Genomic DNA, 21,382 nt, shown 5'->3' on the forward strand with positions numbered 1-21,382 from the left:
AACGGAAGATGGTAAGGTTCAGGAAAGCACATCAAAAGGGCATCACGCTTCTTGAGGTCGCAGTGGCTCTTGGCGTTTCTGCATTTGCCCTGCTCGGGGTCCTTGCTTTGATGTCCGAGAGCAATCTCCAGATGAGGGCGCGCGCGACAGCGGACAGGCTCGCTATTGTGAAAGAGGCAACCCGGAATTACGTGCGCGCCAACTACACTGATTTGGTAGCCACTGCCACCGCGGGCACCCCGATCGTTATCCCCGTAGGACGAGCTTCGGCTTCTGACCCCGTTCCATCCGGGCCGAGCGGCCTCCCAAGCTTGCAGGGAGGTGGCTTCCTTCCGTCGAGTTATGTCGATGTCAATTCGTACAACCAGCGTCACGCGGTCCTTATCCGTGAACCTTCGACGAACGTTCTCGAAGTCATGATTACGACCTATGGCGGACAGGATATCAAGGATGGCGACCTGGGTTCGATCGCAAGCAAGGTGGGTGCCGAGGGCGGCTTCATAATGGATAGTCCGCCAGATGGCACGTCTGGCATCATCCAGGGTGCTTTTGGCGGTTGGCGCTCCGCGGCCTCTCTTTGGACGAACGGTACGGCTACGCCTGAAGCTGGCCATCTGATGGCTACGCTGGGCTTTGACAACGGAACTGTCCTCAGTGACTTCCTCTATCGGTATGACATTGGAGTGCCTGAAGCAAACCGGATGCATACTGATCTGGACATGGATGGATCAAACATTGATGCCGTGTCGCAATTGGATGCAGAAACCATCATCAACAATACCGGTGATGACGTTGAGGTGAATGACGGACTGTCGGCCAATCAGGGTATTCACATCCGGAACGACTTCGCCCGAATTCATGGAAACAACAGTCTGTACTGGGAAGACTGGGGCGGTGGCTTGTTCATGCAGGATGCCAACTGGCTTCGGTCATATGGGTCAATCCGAACCACGGGAACAATGCTGGCTGAAACAGAAATGCTGTCTCCGCAGTTTACGGACCTTGATGACAACACCTTCCTCGTCGACCCCAATGGCACATCCCGGGTGGAGACCGTTGATGCAACGGAAATGTATGTCCGGAACAGGAGCGCAAGTGTGCCTGTCAGTGCGCTATTGCCGAAGTATGTGCCACAGGAAGGCTACATGCGGCAACACAACGAGACGGTTCCAAAGCCAGATTGCGCCACCGGTGGTGAAGCCAAAATTCTTCTATCCCTTCACAGGGCAGCATGGGGTGCCTGTACATTGAACACGAGCGGTGGCGCCATGAACATCTGCGGAAATCTTGGTGGCGGTATCTCGATCAGAGCTGTCGACTCTGGCAGTTCGTGGCGAATTGCGATTACAACCATCAACAACCAGATCAACCCGCTCGTTCTGGCGCAAACCTATTGCTACTATCCGTAATCATCGCGGGGAGCGGCTGCAATGAGGGGGCAGATTTGTCTGCCCCCTAACTCTCTCAACGCTGATGAAAACGTGGCGTCTGATCTATCGAAGCCACAACATGCGCGAGCGAAAAATTCTGGCGTTGCGGATTGGCCGAACGCCTCATCTGCCAAGGGGTGTATGGGCCATAACAGTGTTCGTCGACTTCGTGCATCCTTTTCCATTCAGAATATCCTGAACGCTCAATGGAGAGAAATTCCTGAATGTAGGCTTCCGCCGAACATGGGCGGTACAAAGGGTGACGCCGAAGTCCTAACGAAATTACTTCGCCCATTCGCGTTCTCAGGGAGCGTGCAAGCCTGGACGGCTTACCATCCAGTCGTTCTTGCCTGGTAAACGACAGGGTTCGCCCGCAATACAACTGCAAGAGACACATTGCAATATTGTAGATGTCAATTCGATGGTCCATCCTATATTCGTCACCCATGAGGGTTTCGGGAGGAGAGATGGACCAATTGAATTGCCCGCCTGGTATTCTCCTTAGATCGCGAGCAATGCCAAAGTCGCCAATCTTGAACGCTACAGCGGGTAAAGCGTTCTGGTAGTGAGGGAATCGCAGTTCACTTCCCAGGGAATTTTGGCACGTAACGAAAATATTGCCCGGATGCAAATCCAGGTGACCGATATCGCTCCGATGTATGAGTGCCAGCGCTTCGAGGAGCTCCTTGGCAGCCTTTAGCGTCAAGAGTTCGCTCTGCTCCGGGCAGTATCTTAACGAAGGCCCGGCCCACGACCATATGAATCGCGCTAAGTCGCTGTCTGCCAGTTCCTGAACAAGAACGAGGTTACCGCCATTGTCGATGAAAGCTTCATGCAGATGCAAAATCCTTGGACTGCGAAGGGCAATCAGCCTCTGTACTTCATTGTATGCCAGATGGGCATTATGGGGCGACATAACCTTAAACGCCCTTGCTGAATCGAAATTACAATCCCGACCTGAATAGACCCGTCCGAACGCTCCTTGGCCAATCGTACGATCTACCTTGTACATAGTATTGCTAGCAGAAATGACGAATGTCCCCTCAGAACACGGGGGCAGTTGTAGTTGGTAGTTCGGCACGTAATTGGTCTGCATATCCGGTTCCTCGTTCTTCGACGGCTATCATTAACAGATTCTTAACCGGTCCGAAAGTGCGGAGTGGATGAGCCTTTCCGCATTTCAGATGAAGCTTTCCGAAAGCAATATGAATTATTTTCCTTGATGCGCGCACGTCATTCTCCTTATAACAAGTAACAAATCCTTTTACGCGCCACCGCTGCAAGGATTACCGGAGAGAGAAAATGTCGATATCGACGGTCATCGTTAAGCCGACCAAGCATTGCACTGCTCAATGCGACTATTGTTCCGCCCCGCCCGAGGTTAATGGTGCTCCCAAATGGAGCGTAGACCAGTTCAAGCAGTATTTTGACAAGCTTGCCCCTTATCTTACCGGGCGTGCGGTGCTGATCTGGCACGGCGGTGAGCCGATGTTGATGCCCCCGGACTTTTACTGGAAGGCTTTTGAGTATGCCCGGTCGATCAACCCGGAAGTGCGCTTTTCAATCCAGTCAAATTTGCTGAGTTATGACAGCAAGCGGTGGAAAGATGTCTTCGAGCAGGTGTTTGAAGGTTCCGTTTCCACGAGTTTTGACCCGGATGAGCGTAACCGGTATTTCAAAGGCTCGACGAAGCTCTATTCGAAAATCTTCTGGAAGCGCATGGATGCGCTCATTGGCGACGGCTTTGTGCCGAAAATTATCGGAACCTATACGGACGAAACAGCGGACCTTGCCGACGTCATGTATGAGAGGGTCAAGGAATATGGCGCAATGGCTCCCAACCTGCGCTTCAATTATCGCTACCCGGCCGGACGCGACAGTGGAAAGGGCGAACTTATCTCCCCGGACAATTACGGAAGGATGATAATTCGGCTTTATGACCGCTGGATTAAAGAGCTGCCTGAGTTCACCATTACGCCTCTTGATGAAATGCTCAAGAAGGTCATCCATCTTGAAGTCAACCGTTGTCCATGGACGCGCGAGTGCGGTGGTCGGTTCCTTGGCATCGAGCCTAATGGTGATGTCTATAACTGCTCAGAATTCGCCGACCTCGGCGACACGGAATATCGTTTCGGCAATATCGATGAACACACGATACCCGAGATGATGCGTTCGCTGCCCGCCAGACGAATTCGTCGCCGCCGGGTGGAACTTCCTATGGACTGCACGACATGCCGCCACTTCTCTGAGTGCGAGGGAGGCTGCATGCGAGATGCTGTTCTCTATGACCGCGGCCTCGGTGGCAAGTTCTATTACTGCTGGTCCTGGAAAATGACATTCGACCGCATCAAGGAAAGCGTTCGTAACGGCGAAGCCGACGGAGCGATCCGAAAGTTCAAAATGGACCCGGATACCGTTCGCCGAAATCAGAACCTTCATCCGGCGAAGACAGCAGCAGCTTAGGGGGCGGCCATGATTACCTGTTATTTGAAGCCAACCGACTATTGCAATGTGGGCTGCACCCACTGCTATCTCCCGGAAGATGTCCGCGCCAACCGGTTCACCATGAGCGAAGATACCCTGAGGTCATCGTTTTCATTGCTCTCAGATATGCAGGTGAAAGCTCGTCATCAGGGCGTTCTTGTTCTTTTCCATGGCGGGGAACCGCTGACCGTACCAATTGATTGGTACAACCGGTGTTTTGAGATGATGGACGAGATGCTTCCCGGTGCGATGACCAGCATGCAGACGTCGCTTATTCCGTTGCGGCGCGACCACCTGCCCATGTTGCAGGAGCGCTTCAATCATCATGTGGGTTCGTCTATCGACTTCAGTCAGCGGCAGATCAAGGGCTCTGTCGAGAATTACCACAGCCTTTGGATGCAAAAAGTCGACATGGCCCGGGAAGCAGGAATTCTGGTTATTCCCGGTGTCGTCCCGACCCGTCGCGAACTTGGCCGCGAACAATACATCGTCGACTGGATGATGGACCGTGAGTTTGAGGCTTTCAATATCGACCGTTACAACAGCTTCGCAACATCGTTTGATGACCGCCCTTCGAATGCGGAACATTCACGGTTCCTGTCAGGCTTGTTTGATGCCGTGATGAACCGAGTGGAAAAAGATGGTTGGGCACCTGTTATTGGCACTGTCCAGGGTGTGCTCACTGGCGTCATGTTTGGTATCGGGGGAGACAGGTGGGGTGGCTCCTGCATGAATGACTTTATCGTCGTCGGGCCGGATGGGGCGCTCAACAACTGTCCTGACAAACAGACTGTCGAAAAACCGTTCTCCTTTGCCCGTGAAGGATGGGAGGCATTCTCGTCATCGCGGTCCCGCCGCCGCTGGGTCAAACACCAGATGCTGGGGCACAAAGAGGATTACTGCGCTTCTTGTGAGAACCAGGCATGGTGCGGTTCAGGATGCCCCATCACCCCGAACGGGGCTCCAAATGGCGAAGATGAGTGCAGTGGCTATAAAAAGCACATTACGCATGTGCGGCAGTTTCTTGCGACCAGCCGCGGTCGCGAGCTGGCAGACCGGTACCTCAATCTCAGAATTGGCAACCGGGCTGCCGAGGTCGCAAGCGTCTACAGTGCTCCTAAGCAGAAAGCGTGCGTTGTATGAGCGGTACAGTACCTTTTACCCCAAAGTTCGACCACTTGGTCTATATGCGCGTGTTCGAAGGGTGCGATCTAAGATGTCAGCATTGCTTTATCCCGGCGAACCCTCGCCGCCTGCGTGACGATGATGTGGAGCAAACCGCTGATAGGGTTCGTGCTTTCGCTAAGCCGGGCGACCGCATTTTGGTGCAGTGGCACGGAGGAGAGCCAACGCTTATGGGGGCTGCATGGCTACGCAAGGCGATTGAAACTCTGGAAGCCACTGGGCCGGAGTTTGAATGGATACACGGCATTCAGACAAACTTGCTTGGCTACAACGATGAATGGGCGCAACTCTATCACGACAAGTTTAATGGCGAGGTCGGTGTCAGCTGGGATGCCAAAATCCGCCTGACCAGAAGAGACGACCCAACATCCTTTGCCGATTTTGAAAGCCGGTTCTGGCCTAAAATGGAGCAACTTCTGGCTGACGGTTTGCATCCGTACCTGGTGGTTACTGCTACCAAGGTGCTGTTCCAGACGTTCAAGAACCCGGTCGATTTCTTCAGCATGCTCGAAAGTCGGGGAATTACCCGAGGGCATCTCGAAAGGGTGACGGAAACCGGTGAAGCGCGCAAGGCTTGGGATGTTGTCGGTTTGTCGAACGCAGAGTACAGCCGCTACATGTCCAGATATGCCCGTGCCTATGTCCTATGGAATATACAGGCCGCAGAGCAAGGGCGCCCTCACCTCTCGCTTTCTCCTTTCGACGGCCTGTTGAAGTCGGCCGACGAATTACGTCGCGGTGAGGCGAAGGGATATGGTTGCTGGTCCGGAAATTGTGACACACGCTTTCATACCATTGATGCTGACGGCTATAAGCGAGGCTGCACAGCCTTGACTTCCGAAGACGGCAACAGCCGGGCGACAGCCACGCTTGCACTGGATAAGGATAATCTGGTGGAAGAACGCAAACTGCGCCGCATTGTCGACTGTCACGCGTGCGAGTTCAGAAGGATTTGCTCAAGCGGGTGTATGGCTATCAGTATGGATGACGGTTCGGGGGAATGCGCTGGTGGCTATAGCCTGTTTAAAGCAGCTACTGCTATCGTTTCCAACGAGAATTGTGACTGGAAGCGTACTTAGAGTTTCAAGCAACCATATAATGGAAATTAAGGTTCTGAGAAAATCAGTTTCATTAGATCCGGCATTGCCCAAACCATCCCGGAATGGCGCTTTCGACTTAGGCGCTTGCCGCGCCAGAAACCGGGAGTAATCCTTCACCAGCACGACAAAAACCAAGGAATATTGAGCGGAAACTAAGGATAAAAGTTTGCTTTTCCTTGTCGGTTCAATGTATATCCTTAAAAGACTTCATTGCCGCTACTGGAGATGATGGGTCTGGGGAGTGTGCCTGCGAGGCGCTGGCTTCTCGATAAACGCAGCGACTGCCGCGCGCACCAACGACATTGGGGGACATCATGATTAAATCCTTGGCCGCAAACCTTGCTATTTCGACATCGATGATCTTGGCAGCCACAAACGCTATGGCGTCAGTCGGTCAGGATCAACGGATTACCATTCCGGATAGTGAGTCCCTGAGTCCTGAGCTAGACGATGCCGTCAACGCGGCTCTCGGAAGCGCAAGGGTCTCCGAGGCTGTCAGTGATGCTTTCCTGTCGTTGATGCAGTCATATGTCGGCGAAGATGGTCAGACACTCAGTGAACATTACTTCCCGGGCGTTAACCTTATGAAGGTTGCCCAGGCAGGCGTCGCTGCCGACTCAACCATGAATACCGATGATGGGTGCTACACGAACTGCTACGGCAACTGCTACAACAATTGCCATGGTGCCTGTCACGGAGCTTGCCACGGTTCTCGTGGATGGCGCTAAGGCGTCATCCACCTGCTTCTCTCGCGGAAAATCACGGAGATTTTAATGAGCGTCAAGCTTGAAAAGACAGGAGGCATTTCTTCTGTCGAGCAACCAACATCTCCAAAGGGCGTCAACCTTGGAAAGACGGGGGATGCGGGGCAATCAACGCCGCCTGTTTTTGACATCACACTGTCAGAACTTTGGGAAATCGACCAGGTTCCTGCTTGTGTGTATGGCGTGGATGTTGACGAAGGCCTGTTCGATCCTCGGGAGGGGGTTTACGAGGTTGGTTTCCTGTATAAGGCTAACGAGACCGGGCTGGACGAAGACCTGATGGACGTCATGGTTTCCCATGCTTCTGCGAAAGTGGAGGTCATTCTGGAAATTCCGGCGAATGCGACCGATATCGTGCCATCCACAATCATGGCTATGGCCGCCAACCTTGGAGTTTCGGTCTCCCTGCTTCCGCCCGGGTTGGGTGCCTCTCGTAAGGAAGAAAAGGCCTATCAGAAAAGGCTGAAAGAATTCTGTGAGTGCTACTTGGGAAAGAAGGACTTCAAGAAGTCCTTGTTCCCGATTTCCTCGTATCTCGAGTATATGTTCGCCTCGAAGCTGCGTAGCACGCGCGGGTTCAAACCCTCAGATCCTTATATCGTTGAGCGGTTTGTAAAAACCACGACCGAAGAGTACTCGAACCGCTTCAAGCGCAAGATCAAGAAGGTCGTTTATGAAGCATTTGGTGGTTCTGATGGCTTCAGGAATTTCACACTTCAGGTCGCTCGCAAGATTCAGGACATGACCGAGGAAAAAGCCAGGAAGGCCGCTGCAAAATACGCCTTGGAGAACCAGGCTGCAAACGATAGCGAGCAGGACACTTCAGAAGTTGCTCCGGCGCCGTCCTCGGAACCGAAAACAGAGCAAGAGGCTGACGGGACACAGGTGTAACCGCCATGCAGCGATTTACGCTCCATGTCAGAATGACGAAGCACTGTAACGCAAACTGCACGTTCTGTAGTTCTTGGCAAGAGCTGCCCGACAACGCAATGAAAGAAGACGACTTCAAAAAGTCAGTCGACTTCATCGCCGGGCGGCTCTTGCCATTGTATGGATATGGCAGAGGAAACAATAGCCATTGTTCGGTTCAATATATTGGTGGTGAAATTCTCACTGTCCCGCGTATGCAGCTCCACAACTGCGTAAACTACGCCCGTGACCGTCTCGCCACGGTTTTTGACACGGTGAGAGACGGTGTTCAATCCAATCTGATAGGCTCAGAGGATCGCGTGGTCGGCCTTCAAACCCTGTTCGGGCATCGGATCGGGACATCGGTGGATACATTCGGAGACCAAAGAAAAATCGCGGGTGACCCGGAAGTCTATCGCCACATGCTTTCCAAAAGCCGGGCTGCCTTGATGCGACGCCGAAAGACCAATCCTTCCGCCGTTTTCGTGCTGGACGCCCAGGGTGTGAAAAATGCGGCCGCCGAAGCAGACATTGCCCAAGAGAGCAATTATGGCCTCGGGTTTCGACCGGTCTTTCGTGGGGGCCGGTCGGTTAATGCCGCAAGTATTGGCGAGCTGGTCGAAACCTATGTGAATGTGTTTGATCAATGGGTGCTCAAGAAAAGCATCATCATACAGCCATTCTTTCAGCTATTGGCGAGCCGCCTAGCGACCAGAAGCGGGGATAGCGCGCAACTATTCTCCGAAGGCGGGTGTCCATTTCAGTCGAAATGCGGTGCTCTTTCGCTAAATCTTGAGCCGAATGGCGACCTGTATATCTGCCAGGACATGGCGGACTCTGACCAGTTCTGCCTTGGAAATGCAGTGCGGGGCGAGTTTAAAGAAGGTATTTGGGAGTCCTTGTGTCGCCGGAGTGAACATTTGACCTCCGAGTGCCAGTCATGCCCATATCGCAGAGAGTGTGAAGGTGGCTGCATGAGTGAGGCAATCCACCGCACAGGCGATCCTTACGGGAGGACAGACCTATGCCCGGTCTGGAAATCCTTGTTCTCCCGAATAGATGAGGTCATTGACACCCACGGCTGCGACAAACTCCGGGGGTGGCTCTACGACCTGGACGGAGCTTCCCGTGATTAAGGCTCATAATATGCTGTTTGCGACAGCCAATCGGCAGGCCGCTGTGGTCGGCAGGACATTGCCTGAACGAGGGATAGAGCGCATGCGTGATATCCTGGATATGCGCCAATGTGATTTTGTCCCTGCATACTCTGGTAGAACGCAGTCATACTATAGCTGCGACGAACTTATTGTTGGCAACAATCCATACCTGACTGCCATTTCACTTCTCGTGGCCGCGCGCGGTGGGAAGACTGTGGTGGTGATACCAACAAACACGAACGACGAATGGGACTATCAGTTTATGAAGCCCGCTGTTTTCCGGCGATGGGTGGAAAGAGCGCTGAACATCCCCCGAATAGATGTCGGGGGTGTCACTGAAGACGACATTTTTCAGGCTTGGTCTGACCGGTTCTTTGAGGTTATTGCCAGCGAGGTCTCTCGGCAACCCGATGTAACAGCGATGGTTTTGAACCGCATGGTTCCGTCCGTCTCGTCCTATTCTCCTGAGGGAGAGGTGTTGGTATTTCTCAATCCGGAAGCCTCTCCTGCATCCGACGACCAGGTTTCCGCTGCCTTGCCAGGGCACAATGTTGCCCGCCATGTCTTGTTGAACACTTTGGTTCCCCTTTCCTATCCCATCCGGCCAGATCATTACAATTATCTGTTTGCGAAACACGTCACGGTTACTTCTCGGCTGAGTGGGTTTGCGGACAGCGACCCGACAGTCAAAGATGGTAATGCATATGGAAACCCACTGGTTGAAGGCGTTGGAAGTGCCGTGATGATGGATGCCGACCCGCTGGAAAGATTGAAGGAAGCTTTTATGGCTGTATTAAGGGCGAGCTCTCGCGCTTGAAAAGGAAAACTGCCGCATGTTTCCTTTTATCCACACTTCTTTCCTTGTTTTGGATGCGATAAAACCCTATTCTCCGTAAGGAGAACGGATGACGGCAAGGAGAACACGCCATGAACCATGTCGCTGCAAATGATTTTGAGCACAAGAAGATTGTGGTCCCGAGCCCGGTATCGGCGCGGAGCAGCATGCTTCTGCAAATTATGCCAATCCGTTCATGCAATCTTCGCTGCAAGCACTGCTTTATCACGAACCAGCACAAGAAGATCAAAGACATCATGTCTTTGCCGCTGTTCAAGAAATCACTCGATATCACCCTTGAGTTCTCGAAGCACTTGCCTTTGAGCGCTCTTGAATTTGATGTGATGGGCGGGGAAATCCATACCCTCCCGGATGACTATTTTGCTGAAATGGCGAAGTATGCGTGTGATCGGACCATTCAGCACGCAATCGAAGCAGTTGAAACTGGCGGCTATACTGACCGTCCGCTCGAAGACGTCGCCATCAACTTCATGTCCAATTACATCAATGTCAGCCCTGAAAAGCTCGACATGTTCCTTGAGGCGCACGACTACTTTGAAGCGCAATGGGCCAAGGTCGACAAAGCGATTTCGAGCCAAATTACAGCCCGCTTCTTCCTGCATAGCAGCTGGGAGCCGGATACCAACCGCTTTTACAAAGACAAAGTCTTTGACCAGTGGGCAGCCAACTTCAAACGCATGTCTGACCGCGGCGCGCGCATCGGCCTTTGCGTGACAGGGACGCGCGGCACCATTGCGACACCGGTGGAAGATCTGTTCGACATGGCCATCAACAAGATTGGCGCAGCCGAAGTCGCCTTTGACTATTTCGGCGAACATGGCGAAGGCAAGATCAATGACGAGCTCGTTCCAGACTATGATGCCACCATCGAGTGGTTGACAAAGTTTGTCCAAGTCGGGAAATCCGCTGGAGAAAAGGCGGGAAAAAGCGACTTCGTCGTGCCTCACATGACACCTGGGGCAACCCTTGAGCAGATGCATTCCCGTCCGCTTTCCCAAGTGACAGTTGACTATGACGGAACGGTGGCTCTGGAATCCGTGTCGGCTGCGGACAAGCAGTTCTTCAAGGAAGACGTTTTCAATATCGCAAGTGGCACACCGGAAGACGTCATCTCACGGCTTATCAAAGACACCCAGCGCGGTATCAACGGCGATTTCCGTCAGATGATGAGTCTTGGCTGTCTTGATTGTCGGCATGTCGAATATTGCCAGGGCGGATACCGGCACTATGTCGGACGCTTTACGGAACCGGGTCAATGCGCGGGCTTCAAACAGCTTCTTGACCGTTTCATGTAACCGGACGGAACCAACCAATGCGTAAGACTTTCCTCTACCAGATAAATGTCACGCGCGATTGCAATCTGCGATGCACACACTGCTACATTTCGTCTGACGTCAAAAAGGCGTCCGGCAAAATGGAGGGGAACAGTTTTCTGAAAATCGTGGATGGCATTGCCGAGCATATGCAGAAGATCGGCTATGAGCATGCCGAAATCCATGTCATCGGCGGCGAACCGACGATGTTGGGCCTTCCCTTCTTTGAAGAAAACCTCCCTGAAGCCCGGCGGCGGCTTGAGGGCCATCATTTCTCCTTCGAACTCATCATGGTTTCCAACCTGTTGAACAAGGACATCGTGGATATTTCCCGTCATTTTGATCGCATCAATACGTCGTGGGAGCCGATTACCCGCTTTCCAAAGAAAAAGCTGGAGGAGTTTTGGCAAAATAACGTCACGACCCTTCAGGATGCAGGGATTGATGTTGGCATTACAACGGCCGTAACCAAACAGGTTATCGAAATGGGTGCTGATGCCATCCTTGAGCATCACTATTCCAAGGGTATCAAGCAGATTCATTTCGGCTTTTTCATCCCATCGGGTGACGGCTTGACGAATATCAACGATATCTTCCCGCCGTTCATTGAAACCTCACGCTTCATGATGCAGGTGGCCGACTGGTATTTCGCGCGCCGGGATGCCGACCCTGACCTTTGGGTCAACCCGCCCGAGAGTATGTTGGCGGCTATCGAAAGTGGAGAACCGCTTGATGATATCGTCTGCCCCATCATCGCGGGCAGCATGGACATTGACTGGGACGGAAAAACGGCTACGTGCCTTGAGGCCGGGGGCGAAACAGACGCGCAGTGGCTCGGGAATGTTCTGAAGACTTCCATATCCGATGTCGCCAGTAGTCCGGAGTTTCGCAAAGAGGTCAGGAAGGCCATGCGACCTAACGAACACTGCATGACGTGCGACGAATACATCGTCTGCAAATCAGGGTGTGGCGTGAATTTCAAATTCTGGGACCCTGAAAAAGATGAGGATTGCCCGGGGTTCAAAGCTTTCATCAAGGACATGCGGTCACGGCATCAGGGTGGTTTAAGGCCTCGCTATACCGAATACCGTGGAAAGGTAGCCTTCTGATGTCTCAGTCGCGCGTGTCAGCTCTTAAGGTTGATGGCATCATGCATGACGGGCGCTTCCTGGCTGATGTCGCTTCCACCCTTTTGGCTGATGTGAAGGCGCTGGTGCCTGAGCTTCCCTCACTGGGAGCCGGTCTCTTTCCAGAGCGGCTGAGAATTGATGATGATATTTCCACGGCATCACTATCCGACATCCGCCACCTGATTGAATGGTGTGGTCAAACCGCTTTCAATGACCCCGGTTGCGGCATAGGATTTGTATTTGATGGTGCTCCGGCCGTTGATGCGTCGGAAGCTTTTGACAATCTGCACGCCGACTTGTGCCTGTGGTTCCGTTCCTTTACAGGTCGGGGCCTTTCCGGTCATGACCTGACAGCGCTAAAGGAAACCTACGGCTTTATCGACCTTCAGATCACCGTTGAGGACAATTGTCTGACCATGCTCCCTCCGGAAGCAGTGCTGGACATTTGTGAGAGGGTCGGCATTCAGGAAGTGGATGTCGAGATTTCGGCGCTGGCATTAAACCGAGACGAGTGCTTCCAGTGGCTGGAGCGTTTCTACCGGTCAACGATCGGGACCGATGTTGAGCTTGTTGCAAAAATTCTTACTGACCGGCACCTGCACTATCACGAGGGCTTTGGTGCTGCCCTCTCCCATCTTTCCGCAGAAGACTTTGGCCTGTCCATCAGTCCAGAATTTGTGGGCCTTCTGAACCAGGGTGGCCCGGGCCTTTTTTCATGCAATTCAGCCTATGCTCTGAATACCCATGGGGACGAGCTGCTTAAACAAAGTCATCTGTTGCGCCGTCGAATGGTGACCGATGGCACCAAGAAACTGGTGTTAGATGCGGCATGCAGTTGTTGCCAGGTGAGTACACCCTGTCTGCATTCTGGATGGTCGGCCCTGCCAACACTTAACTCCTCCGGCTGCCCGACCGGTGCCATGAACGTCTTAACCCTGTTTTGCTCAGAGTGACACGTCTCCGATGAAAAATGGAGTTCCAAGTGTCACCGGTATCTCCTGAGGTCTGCTATGCTTCAAAACTCCAATCTGAAAGTTGGCATCGAAAGCCAGGTGCGCTGTGCCGGTAGTTGCGGAGGCTGCGTCCTCACTCTGGAGGAACGCCGAGAAGGCGCTGGTGGGCTTGATGTGTTCGTTGTTGATGGCATCAAGCGGTTTGTCGCGTCTCTTGTTGATAGATTTGAAACGGAAACCGGTGGCACCCACCGCGTGCTCAGTGATGACAAGGCAGCCTTCCATTTTGGTCAGGGTGACCATTTGATGATGGATGAGGACAAGCTGCGTGATTATGTGCGGATCACATCCGAAACCGGCCGGGGGACGGCGCGAGGGCTTATCAGTACATCCCTGATTGGCAAGCCGCGGCACATTGTCGAGAAGCTTGCTGCTATTCAGGATGAGGCCGACAAGTTAAACCAGGCCATGTCGATGCTCCTGGTGTTTGACCCTGCCCGTATCATGGATCGCAAGCTTCAGGCACTCTACGACCAGAACCTAGACGCGGTTCTCGGGCGCTTCCTTGTTGACGAGCCCATCCTCAATATCCCGCCCAATATTGCTGAAACGACCTCTCAGCACGAGGTGGCAAGCTTCCTGTCTCGTCACAAATTCGACCAGGTGGAAGCGGCTCTTTTCCCGACGATTGAAAAAGCGGCCGAGTACGCGGCGCAATGGCCAGATACTATCCGCTGGCTCACTGGCCTGATAGAGGAAGGGGCCAGAACTGGCAGCTTTACCGTCCGGCTTGGCTACGCTGTGGCAACGCTTCGTCGCGAAACCGACGAACTGGATGGCCAAGGTATGCTTGAGTATTTGACAAAGAAGATGTCAGAAGCTGCCTATATCGACAGTTTTGGGAAAATCTATCCTGCTCTGCCTTTGGGCATTGCGGATGTTACACCTCTTTCCGCTAGGCATGGTTTCCAGCCGGTTGGAAGTGTCTTTGATGCCGATCTGGCCACCGCCGAAGGCTGGGCGAATGCCGTGAGACGGGTCGCGCGGCGGACCTTTATATCCTTTCAGACAGAACAGCAATGCAGCAATTGCCCACATCGCAATGCGTGTGCAGCGGCTGGCTTCTCGATTTACAAGCAGGTCATGCGTGGTAAGGACATCGCGACTTCAGATTGCCCGATAGGCGTCCGAGAAATGCTTGATGTCGCATGTGAGGTCGCCAACTAATGCAGATGCAAGCTGTTCCGGATTTAAACATGGTCAAGCTTTCCCCTGATGAGCAGGTAAGCATCGAAACAGGGTATTTCGTTTTTACTCTGATGCCGAGTTTGTATTGTAAGCTCAGATGTCCGCACTGTTACCTGAGTCTTGAGCAGAGGAAAGACGCCACCATCCTGTCAGTGGACAAGGTTTCCGAAGCGTGCGCGAAAATTGACGCCTACTACCAGAAAAAGCGTCTCGAGCGAAAAACAATTGTGAACTATTGGTATGGTGGTGAGCCCACCAGCATGGGCGAAGACTACTTCCGCAGCTGTGCTGACGCCATTGGCTCGCACTTTACTGCTGAAAAGGGTTACGACATCCATCACACAGTTCTGACATCGCTTGTTGGTGTTGATCTTGATGTTTGGGGGCCGATTTTTGAACAGTATGGCAAGGGTGCGTTCCAAACTTCCTTTGACGGCCTGATGCGCGGCAAAGGCTATATGCGGGTTTGGGACAATCGTGTGCGTGAAGCCAACGCCCGGGGATTAGAGGTTTCCACCATCTCGGTTGTGAATGAAGCCTTGTTGTCTGATGGGCCGGTTGCAGTTCTGGATTATCTTTCAGACCTAAGCGTGGCTGAGACTTCATGGTTGCCCTTTATGCTTAACGAGCAAAACGAGGCAACAAAGAAATATGATGAGTTCGCCCCCCGGATGGATGTTTGGTCAGAATTCATGATAGCTCTTTCTTCAAGATGGCTGGAACGAAAGAGGGCAGGCCTTCATGCGCCAGAAATCGGCCAGTTACGTTTCATCCTGCGTCAGCGGGAGCTTGGTGATTTCGCAAACATTGCTGGGCAGACACTTTTCTTGATGCCAAACGGGGATTTCGTCCTTCCTGATTATGGTTCAGATAGCTGGCTGGAATACATGCAGCGCTTTGGGAATATTCTGGAGCAGGATTTCGAAGAGGTTTTGCGCTCTCCGGAACGTCGACGCTACATCCGCAAGCAAATTCTACGGAATGGCAATCCGGACTGTGTGGACTGCTCGCATTCTGGCTATTGCGTGATGGAGTTCTGGAAGAAAAACCGGCCGGGGGACGATTGTTTTGGTGGGCGGAACTATGTGGAGTGGGTTCTCGAAAATGAGGCGGAAATCCGTCATTTTACTGGGTCTGGCGGTGTTCGCCTTTACTGAAGAAATCTTGCCACAAACTGAAAAAATCCTTTCTCGAGATTCATTTTGCTTAATAACGATGCAAAACTGCATTGACAAAGGATTCTCGTAAGAATAATCCTTGTAAAGTAAGTTTTTTGCTTGGGATAGCGTCTCTTGCATAGGAAAACTGTATTGTTTTTTTACGGGCGTTCCGGCAGGCGAAAAAACCGTGCCGCCAAACGTCAAGAGAATTGGTTTTCGAGCTGGTCCTGCGGCTTGTGAACGTCATGGATCAAACAGGACGGAAAATGGAGAGATCACATGTCGATGTTTAAGGGTGGTTCGGGCTCAATGGTCAGAGGCGGCGGTGGTCGCCAGTATGACTTGCCCTCGGCCTACAATATCTTTGTACAGGTAAAGAGTATCCACATCGAAGACCCTGACAAGGAAATTTCGAACCACGGCAAAGACTACGTTGTGGGACTTTTGCTGAATTCGATGCCGGAACAGGGCCTGGAAGCCCATTTTGACGAAAGTGGTATGCCCCTGACTGAGGTCAAGGTTTTCATGCCAATGCCCAAAAAAGAAGCGACCCGTCGTCGTGACGTTCTCGGCCTGACCAAGGTGCGTGGTGGCGGCGAGCCAATGAACGAGCCTGGCAGCATTGTCGCATTTGAAAATGCCTTCTGCCCGAAAGGTGCAGAAGCGGGCGTTATTCACGCTCACTTCTCGTCAGGTATTGCCACTCCCAAAGACCAGACCCCTTACACGGATCAGTCGTTCGGCAAGGCGCTTGTCTGGCCGAACATCATGACCTGCGTGGTTCCGGAGCCGGTTGACGTCGACTCCGAAACGGGGAGCCGCACTTATCGCGGACACCAGAGTATCTATATTGCCGACATGACTGCTGCGTCGACTTTCTCGAATAAAGAAGAGTTCGAGGCTCTGGTGACACATGTCATCGAAAACAATCCAGGTATTGGACGTGCTGGTTTCCAGCTCCACGCTCGCGCCTTGGCTCCCGAAGGTGCCAGCGAAGAAGAAGCGCTTGAAGTTGGACGTGCCATTTCCAACCGTATGGCCACCAGCTTTGTCGCTTTCGACAAGGCAATTGGCGAAGGTGCGGAACGTCGGTACGAGAAGCTGACGGCAGCCGAAGCTCTCGAGAAATTCTACGAAATGTCTTCGAGCGAAGAATTCGTAAAGTTCTTTGGCGCCGCTGGTGTGCAGTTCGAATTCGTTCCGATGATGGTGGTCAGCCAGGCTTCGTCTCGTGTCCCGTCCAAGTCGGAAAAGGGTAAGGAGGCGATTAAGCAGGGCAAGGAGCCGTTCTGCGAGTCACGCGTCCATGCACTCTACACAACCGAGGATGGCCATGTTCCGAAATGGCCAACCGACTATGGTTGGGTGATGGACAACGTAGCGGTCGGCCGCATGAACTCGAAGTCGGAAGTCTGGTACACCACCTACACGAGCCCGGTTCAGAAAAAGAGCCCGGAAGTGTTCAAACTTCGTGACCTCATCACGCCGAATATGCCGTCCTATCACGCCGAAGCCGCTCGTGAGCTTCTTGTGGCCAACGCAGAAGCTAAAAAAGCTTACTTCGAAAGCCAGAACAAGTCGGAGCCAGCTCCCGAACAGGAAGCTTCGGCCAACGGTCCGGCAATGTAATTGCTCTTCTGGCCATGAGTTGGGCAACAGACAAAGGAGCGGGGTTATGCCTCGCTCCTTTGTCGTTCTCTCTCTTGCAAGTCTTTGAAACACACTTTGTGTAGTGCAATCAGTTAATGCGGTGGGTTCGGATGGCGTTCAACAAGGGGCTGTTTTCCTCGATTAAAGTGACAACGGCTGCAAGCGAGGTGAAGAGCCCATCATCTCCCGCCTCAACAACCAAGCAGCCTGTACTGGCTCCTGTTCAGAGGGCTGCTAAATCAGAACCTTCCTCGAATGGTGGTCCGCAGCCGACCCGTGCTTTTTCGCATTCGCTATTTACCCCGTTGCCCCGCCCGGTATCCGTCACGCCAGTTTCCGCCCAACCAGATAAACCAGCCGCCGAGAGCACTCAGGCAGCGCCAAGTGTGTCAGCACCTGTGCAGGCGCCATCACCAGCGCGACTTGGTATTGGAATTGGACGGCTGGCATCCAACACGAGCGCTACTGCGGTTCTTCCTGAAATTGATATCGTTCCTGATGTGCAGTCACCCTACGAATTCGAGCGCATTAATGGTGCGCAGGTGCGATATGAGCCAGTTAGCAAGCTCACAAACACCGGAGCTGTCATACCGGAGTCAATGGCTGAGCCGACCCGGAAAGCGCTCCTCGCTCTGGATGAAAAGGTTGGAGGTATCGATGAATGGGTAGCACGACGTCTTCAGTGGTCACTCAACCATCTGGAGAGTGTTCTGTCCGCCGAGCAGATAGATGCTGTTGCCCTGAGTATTGATGCTGCGGATAGAGATGCCGGTCTGATCGTTGCGGACCAAACCGGTTTTGGGAAGGGCCGCATCATTGCCGCAACTTGTCGTGCGATGGCGCTTGATGGAAAGCCTGTCATTTTCTTCAGTGAAAAGGAAAACCTGTTTTCTGATTTCTGGCGCGACATACGCGATATTGGCTCAGAAGATGTGTTTGGGCGCCCTTTTCTTCTGAATGATGGCTCTCGTATCATCAACACTGGATCTGTCGAAGCGGAGGTGCTGGTTCCGCACTGGAAACCAAAAGAAAAGCGTGAGGCAATCGAGCACATCATTGAAACCGGTACATTACCGGAAGGCAGTGCTTTGATGATGGCGACCTATAGCCAGTTCAACCGGATTGGAACCAAAAAGAGCCTCTTGTTGCAGGCACTGGCACCCTCCGCGCATATCGCCGAAGATGAGGCCCATAATGCGGTAACGGACAGTGCCACGTCCAAGGTGGTTGGTGATGCACTGGCGGCGTCCAAGTCCAGCATGTTTTCGTCGGCAACCTTCGGCCGTCACGTCAACAACCTCTCTGCTTACAGATCGGTATTCCCGTGGTTGAAATCCATGGAGAACATCGAAGACCTGTCTCCGGCTCAGCGCAGAGCGTTGGCCGAAGAAAGCACCTCGATTGCGACACTTGCAGGGCAGATTATTCGGCGAGAGCATGACCTTACCAACATGGTCCTCACCGTCAAAATTGACGAAAAGCGTCAAACGCGAAATGAGGAATATGCCGACATTCTGGCTCCTATTCTAGCTCTATCGAGTAAGCTCTCCTCCTTGGTTGACAGACTCATTGACGAGCGTAATGAGACAAACAAAGCTCACCTTAATTCCCTTAAGTCGGATACAAAACGCAAGGAAGACCGGGAAGTATGGGCATCCGCGAATTTTGGCACCAAGCTCAATGCCATTACGGGGCAGTTCCTGATCGCGCTTTCCGTCGACCATTGTGTTGAGGAATGCCTTGAAACGCTTGAGCGCGGAGAGAAGCCTGTTGTCGTCATTGAATCAACAATGGAGAGCCTTATGAAAATGCTTTCCGACATTGTTGATGGAGATGAGGAGCATGAGGAGGCGAGCGCTTCTGGTAACGTCCCTACCTTCCGCAAGTCCCTTGAAATGATGGCTGATCGGTTGCTCAAGGTCTCTGTGCGCCGTGGCGTAGAGTACATCAAACAGGAGGTTTGGCTCGATGAGCCGGAGCTGGTGGCGATGCAATCAGAGATTCGTGGTCTCATTGCCGGTTTCCCGGAACTCTCGTTGTCCCCTATTGATGATATTCGAGACCGTGTTGAGCGTGAGGGCCAGAAACTCTTTGATGCGGGCAAGCTTCCGAAACCGCCCTTGATGGATGAAATATCGGCTCGAAATACTCGGGTGGTTGATGGGAAATATGTCCGAATGCCATCGGAAGACCGAAACGTACGTGTCGCCCGATTTGTAAACGGTGCCACAAGTGGCTTGATTCTGACAGAGGCTGGCTCGACCGGCCTATCCGCACATGACAGCGACCGGTTCCAGGAACATGCCAGAAGGCACATGGTGGAGCTGGCACCTCCCAGCAATGTTATCAAGCGCGTGCAGACGTGGGGTCGCGTCTGGCGGCGGGGCCAGCTAACGGAGCCGAGGTTTACCGTGCTTGCGACAGGCCTGCCATTCCAGATATACAAAATGGCCATTCAGAACCAAAAAGTCGAAGAGCTAAGTGCCAGTGTGACCGGTTCAGCGAACACATTGACCAAGATGGACGTCCCCGACCCCATTAATCCGATCGGCAATGATGTCGCTTACGATTTTCTCAACGAGAACCCAAAAATAGCAGACCATCTTGGGATTGCGATGTCAGTCAACAGAGAAGAAGCCGACCGCGAAATGTATTTCGTTGGTAAGTTGCTCCGTCGATTGCCTTTACTGGGTTCCGAAATGCAGCGCAAGGTGTTTGGCGCGTTTATCAGCGCATACCGCGATAGACTTAAAACTGCGACCAGTAAGAATTCAGGGCGACATTTGCCGGGGATTTGGCAACCTGTTAGTCGCAAGGTGTTTGAGGCGGGTGATGGTTCAGACAACCCATATCTCGGACCAGATATTTGGGCGACTACCATCAGGACTACGGAGCATGTTATTCCTTTGCATGGTGAAAAACTTCTCCAGTTGCTGTCTCGTCGCGCATACCAGGCCGAGGAAGCGTATGTCATTGAGCACCTGAGAAAGATTTCGGAGCATCGCCCGGGGGTTCTTGAGCGCGCCCTCCATAAGAAGACCTTCCCAAATGTTGCTGCGGCCCTTCGGTCCCAGAAGGAGAATGCTGTAAAAATAGCGGATCTCCGACTGACCAAGCTATCTGCGGCTTTGAGGAACTTCTCCCCTGGCATCGGGGCTGTATTGCCTAATGAGGATGCAGATCCGGTTGCTGCAATCGTTCTGGGACTTAAGTTGCCTGAGGTTTCCCGTGCAACAATCGCTCGTGATTATGCAATTGAATACCTGATTCCCGGCGAGGAAAAACCGCGTCAGATATCTCTGGATGGCGTTTTCCGTGATGAGCGTTTCAAGTTCATGGACCGTGTCTTTGGTGAAAAGCAGATTGCTGCCTGTGCCACCGCCGAAAGCGGCCATCGCGTTGTGGAAAGAGTTGTCCTCGAAGGTAATATGCTGTCTGCTATCATGGCATCATCCCGCATGGGCTTTGGGACAAAGACGGCATATGTCTCACCTGAAGGCAAGGTTACACCAGCCATTCTGATACCCAAGTCTGCTGAGCGCACTCTGGTAGCGCAGTCTTGCAGGACGGTTATCGGCGAGGTTGCCGCAGAAGTCCTTCGTGCAGGCGGCGTGTTGCGTTCAAATCAGAAGATTACGGGGAGCGGTATTGAACTGAAAAAGGTCGCAAATGACCAGGTGCTCTACACGATCCCTTATGCCAAGCGTGCGGCGAAACCGTTTGAGACAGCCGAGATTGTTGATATTACGGGCAAAATCACAAATGGGGACTGGAGTGGTCGCTTTACCCGGTTGACGATGTCGCAGGCAAACCAACTCATCGAGCTATTCTACCAGAAAGGTGTCTATCTTACCTTTGATGCCAAATTCAGGAAGATGGCGGTGGAGAAGACATGGTCATGGATCGACAACAATAGCATTGTAGGGCCCGAACCACAGGAAACGAAGATGTCATTGTCACTTCATCGATAATGACTGCGTGGCAACATCGTTCCTGATTGTTATGCGCCACCCCCAAAACAGCGACACGGGGGACTCCCTCTG

The 21,382-nt window shown here is 52.8% G+C and carries 16 protein-coding genes; 15 read left to right on the top strand and 1 reads right to left on the bottom strand.

Features of this window, described 5'->3' with window-relative positions; genetic code table 11:
• Positions 1–8 precede the first annotated feature (8 nt).
• Complete coding sequence (gene pilV, locus TH5_RS01870; RefSeq protein ID WP_114120446.1) at positions 9–1,409, top strand: shufflon system plasmid conjugative transfer pilus tip adhesin PilV; 1,401 nt, start codon at positions 9–11, stop codon at positions 1,407–1,409.
• Between the two features lie 55 nt (positions 1,410–1,464).
• Here pilV and TH5_RS01875 read toward each other — a convergent pair whose 3' ends face one another.
• Positions 1,465–2,526, bottom strand: a complete 1,062-nt coding sequence (locus TH5_RS01875; RefSeq protein WP_114120447.1) for a serine/threonine protein kinase — start codon at positions 2,524–2,526, stop codon at positions 1,465–1,467.
• A 206-nt stretch (positions 2,527–2,732) separates the two neighbouring features.
• Between TH5_RS01875 and TH5_RS01880 the strand changes: the two genes are divergently transcribed.
• The 14 genes from TH5_RS01880 to TH5_RS01945 all read left to right on the top strand — a co-directional run bounded on the left by TH5_RS01880 (position 2,733) and on the right by TH5_RS01945 (position 21,310).
• Positions 2,733–3,893, top strand: a complete 1,161-nt coding sequence (locus TH5_RS01880; protein WP_114120448.1) for a radical SAM/SPASM domain-containing protein — start codon at positions 2,733–2,735, stop codon at positions 3,891–3,893.
• A gap of 9 nt (positions 3,894–3,902) precedes the next feature.
• Positions 3,903–5,057: a radical SAM protein gene (locus TH5_RS01885; RefSeq protein ID WP_147250036.1), complete on the top strand. Its 1,155-nt coding sequence runs from the start codon at positions 3,903–3,905 to the stop codon at positions 5,055–5,057.
• Entirely contained in the window at positions 5,054–6,178 is a 1,125-nt protein-coding gene (locus tag TH5_RS01890; RefSeq protein WP_114120450.1) for a radical SAM protein, read from the top strand. The genes TH5_RS01885 and TH5_RS01890 overlap by 4 nt, the downstream gene beginning before the upstream one ends.
• Positions 6,179–6,513: 335 nt before the next feature.
• On the top strand, positions 6,514–6,927 hold the full coding sequence (locus tag TH5_RS01895) for a hypothetical protein (RefSeq protein WP_114120451.1): 414 nt from the start codon (positions 6,514–6,516) through the stop codon (positions 6,925–6,927).
• Positions 6,928–6,972: 45 nt separating this feature from the next.
• Positions 6,973–7,854, top strand: coding sequence for a hypothetical protein (locus TH5_RS01900; RefSeq protein ID WP_114120452.1), 882 nt, complete (start codon positions 6,973–6,975; stop codon positions 7,852–7,854).
• 98 nt (positions 7,855–7,952) lie between these two features.
• Positions 7,953–9,008, top strand: coding sequence for an SPASM domain-containing protein (locus TH5_RS01905; RefSeq protein WP_167443438.1), 1,056 nt, complete (start codon positions 7,953–7,955; stop codon positions 9,006–9,008).
• Between the two features lie 82 nt (positions 9,009–9,090).
• Positions 9,091–9,846, top strand: coding sequence for a hypothetical protein (locus TH5_RS01910; protein WP_147250037.1), 756 nt, complete (start codon positions 9,091–9,093; stop codon positions 9,844–9,846).
• A 110-nt stretch (positions 9,847–9,956) separates the two neighbouring features.
• The gene (locus TH5_RS01915; RefSeq protein ID WP_114120455.1) at positions 9,957–11,180 is read left to right on the top strand and encodes a radical SAM protein; all 1,224 of its coding nucleotides are present in this window, start codon (positions 9,957–9,959) and stop codon (positions 11,178–11,180) included.
• A 17-nt stretch (positions 11,181–11,197) separates the two neighbouring features.
• Complete coding sequence (locus TH5_RS01920; RefSeq protein WP_114120456.1) at positions 11,198–12,307, top strand: radical SAM protein; 1,110 nt, start codon at positions 11,198–11,200, stop codon at positions 12,305–12,307.
• The gene (locus tag TH5_RS01925) at positions 12,307–13,281 is read left to right on the top strand and encodes a hypothetical protein (RefSeq protein WP_114120457.1); all 975 of its coding nucleotides are present in this window, start codon (positions 12,307–12,309) and stop codon (positions 13,279–13,281) included. Before TH5_RS01920 ends, TH5_RS01925 begins: the two co-directional genes overlap by 1 nt.
• A 57-nt stretch (positions 13,282–13,338) precedes the next feature.
• Positions 13,339–14,508 carry a hypothetical protein gene (locus TH5_RS01930; RefSeq protein ID WP_114120458.1) on the top strand — a complete coding sequence of 390 codons (1,170 nt, stop codon included), beginning with the start codon at positions 13,339–13,341 and terminating at the stop codon, positions 14,506–14,508.
• Positions 14,509–14,537: 29 nt separating this feature from the next.
• Positions 14,538–15,686 (top strand): radical SAM protein, encoded by a 1,149-nt coding sequence (locus tag TH5_RS01935; RefSeq protein ID WP_114120517.1) that lies wholly within the window; start codon positions 14,538–14,540, stop codon positions 15,684–15,686.
• Positions 15,687–15,968: 282 nt separating this feature from the next.
• A complete protein-coding gene (locus tag TH5_RS01940) occupies positions 15,969–17,318 on the top strand; it encodes a hypothetical protein (protein WP_097052839.1) in 1,350 nt (449 codons plus the stop codon).
• A gap of 131 nt (positions 17,319–17,449) precedes the next feature.
• Positions 17,450–21,310, top strand: coding sequence for a strawberry notch C-terminal domain-containing protein (locus tag TH5_RS01945; protein WP_167443439.1), 3,861 nt, complete (start codon positions 17,450–17,452; stop codon positions 21,308–21,310).
• The last annotated feature ends 72 nt before the right edge of the window (positions 21,311–21,382 follow it).

Source organism: Thalassospira xianhensis MCCC 1A02616, from assembly GCF_003326475.1.
Taxonomy (GTDB): Bacteria; Pseudomonadota; Alphaproteobacteria; order Rhodospirillales; family Thalassospiraceae; genus Thalassospira; species Thalassospira xianhensis.

Coding starts and splice junctions, on each gene's coding strand:
- pilV (WP_114120446.1), top strand. CDS start 9: ATGGTAAGGTTCAGGAAAGCACATCAAAAGGGCATCACGCTTCTTGAG.
- TH5_RS01875 (WP_114120447.1), bottom strand. CDS start 2,526: ATGCAGACCAATTACGTGCCGAACTACCAACTACAACTGCCCCCGTGT.
- TH5_RS01880 (WP_114120448.1), top strand. CDS start 2,733: ATGTCGATATCGACGGTCATCGTTAAGCCGACCAAGCATTGCACTGCT.
- TH5_RS01885 (WP_147250036.1), top strand. CDS start 3,903: ATGATTACCTGTTATTTGAAGCCAACCGACTATTGCAATGTGGGCTGC.
- TH5_RS01890 (WP_114120450.1), top strand. CDS start 5,054: ATGAGCGGTACAGTACCTTTTACCCCAAAGTTCGACCACTTGGTCTAT.
- TH5_RS01895 (WP_114120451.1), top strand. CDS start 6,514: ATGATTAAATCCTTGGCCGCAAACCTTGCTATTTCGACATCGATGATC.
- TH5_RS01900 (WP_114120452.1), top strand. CDS start 6,973: ATGAGCGTCAAGCTTGAAAAGACAGGAGGCATTTCTTCTGTCGAGCAA.
- TH5_RS01905 (WP_167443438.1), top strand. CDS start 7,953: ATGAAAGAAGACGACTTCAAAAAGTCAGTCGACTTCATCGCCGGGCGG.
- TH5_RS01910 (WP_147250037.1), top strand. CDS start 9,091: ATGCGTGATATCCTGGATATGCGCCAATGTGATTTTGTCCCTGCATAC.
- TH5_RS01915 (WP_114120455.1), top strand. CDS start 9,957: ATGAACCATGTCGCTGCAAATGATTTTGAGCACAAGAAGATTGTGGTC.
- TH5_RS01920 (WP_114120456.1), top strand. CDS start 11,198: ATGCGTAAGACTTTCCTCTACCAGATAAATGTCACGCGCGATTGCAAT.
- TH5_RS01925 (WP_114120457.1), top strand. CDS start 12,307: ATGTCTCAGTCGCGCGTGTCAGCTCTTAAGGTTGATGGCATCATGCAT.
- TH5_RS01930 (WP_114120458.1), top strand. CDS start 13,339: ATGCTTCAAAACTCCAATCTGAAAGTTGGCATCGAAAGCCAGGTGCGC.
- TH5_RS01935 (WP_114120517.1), top strand. CDS start 14,538: ATGGTCAAGCTTTCCCCTGATGAGCAGGTAAGCATCGAAACAGGGTAT.
- TH5_RS01940 (WP_097052839.1), top strand. CDS start 15,969: ATGTCGATGTTTAAGGGTGGTTCGGGCTCAATGGTCAGAGGCGGCGGT.
- TH5_RS01945 (WP_167443439.1), top strand. CDS start 17,450: ATGGCGTTCAACAAGGGGCTGTTTTCCTCGATTAAAGTGACAACGGCT.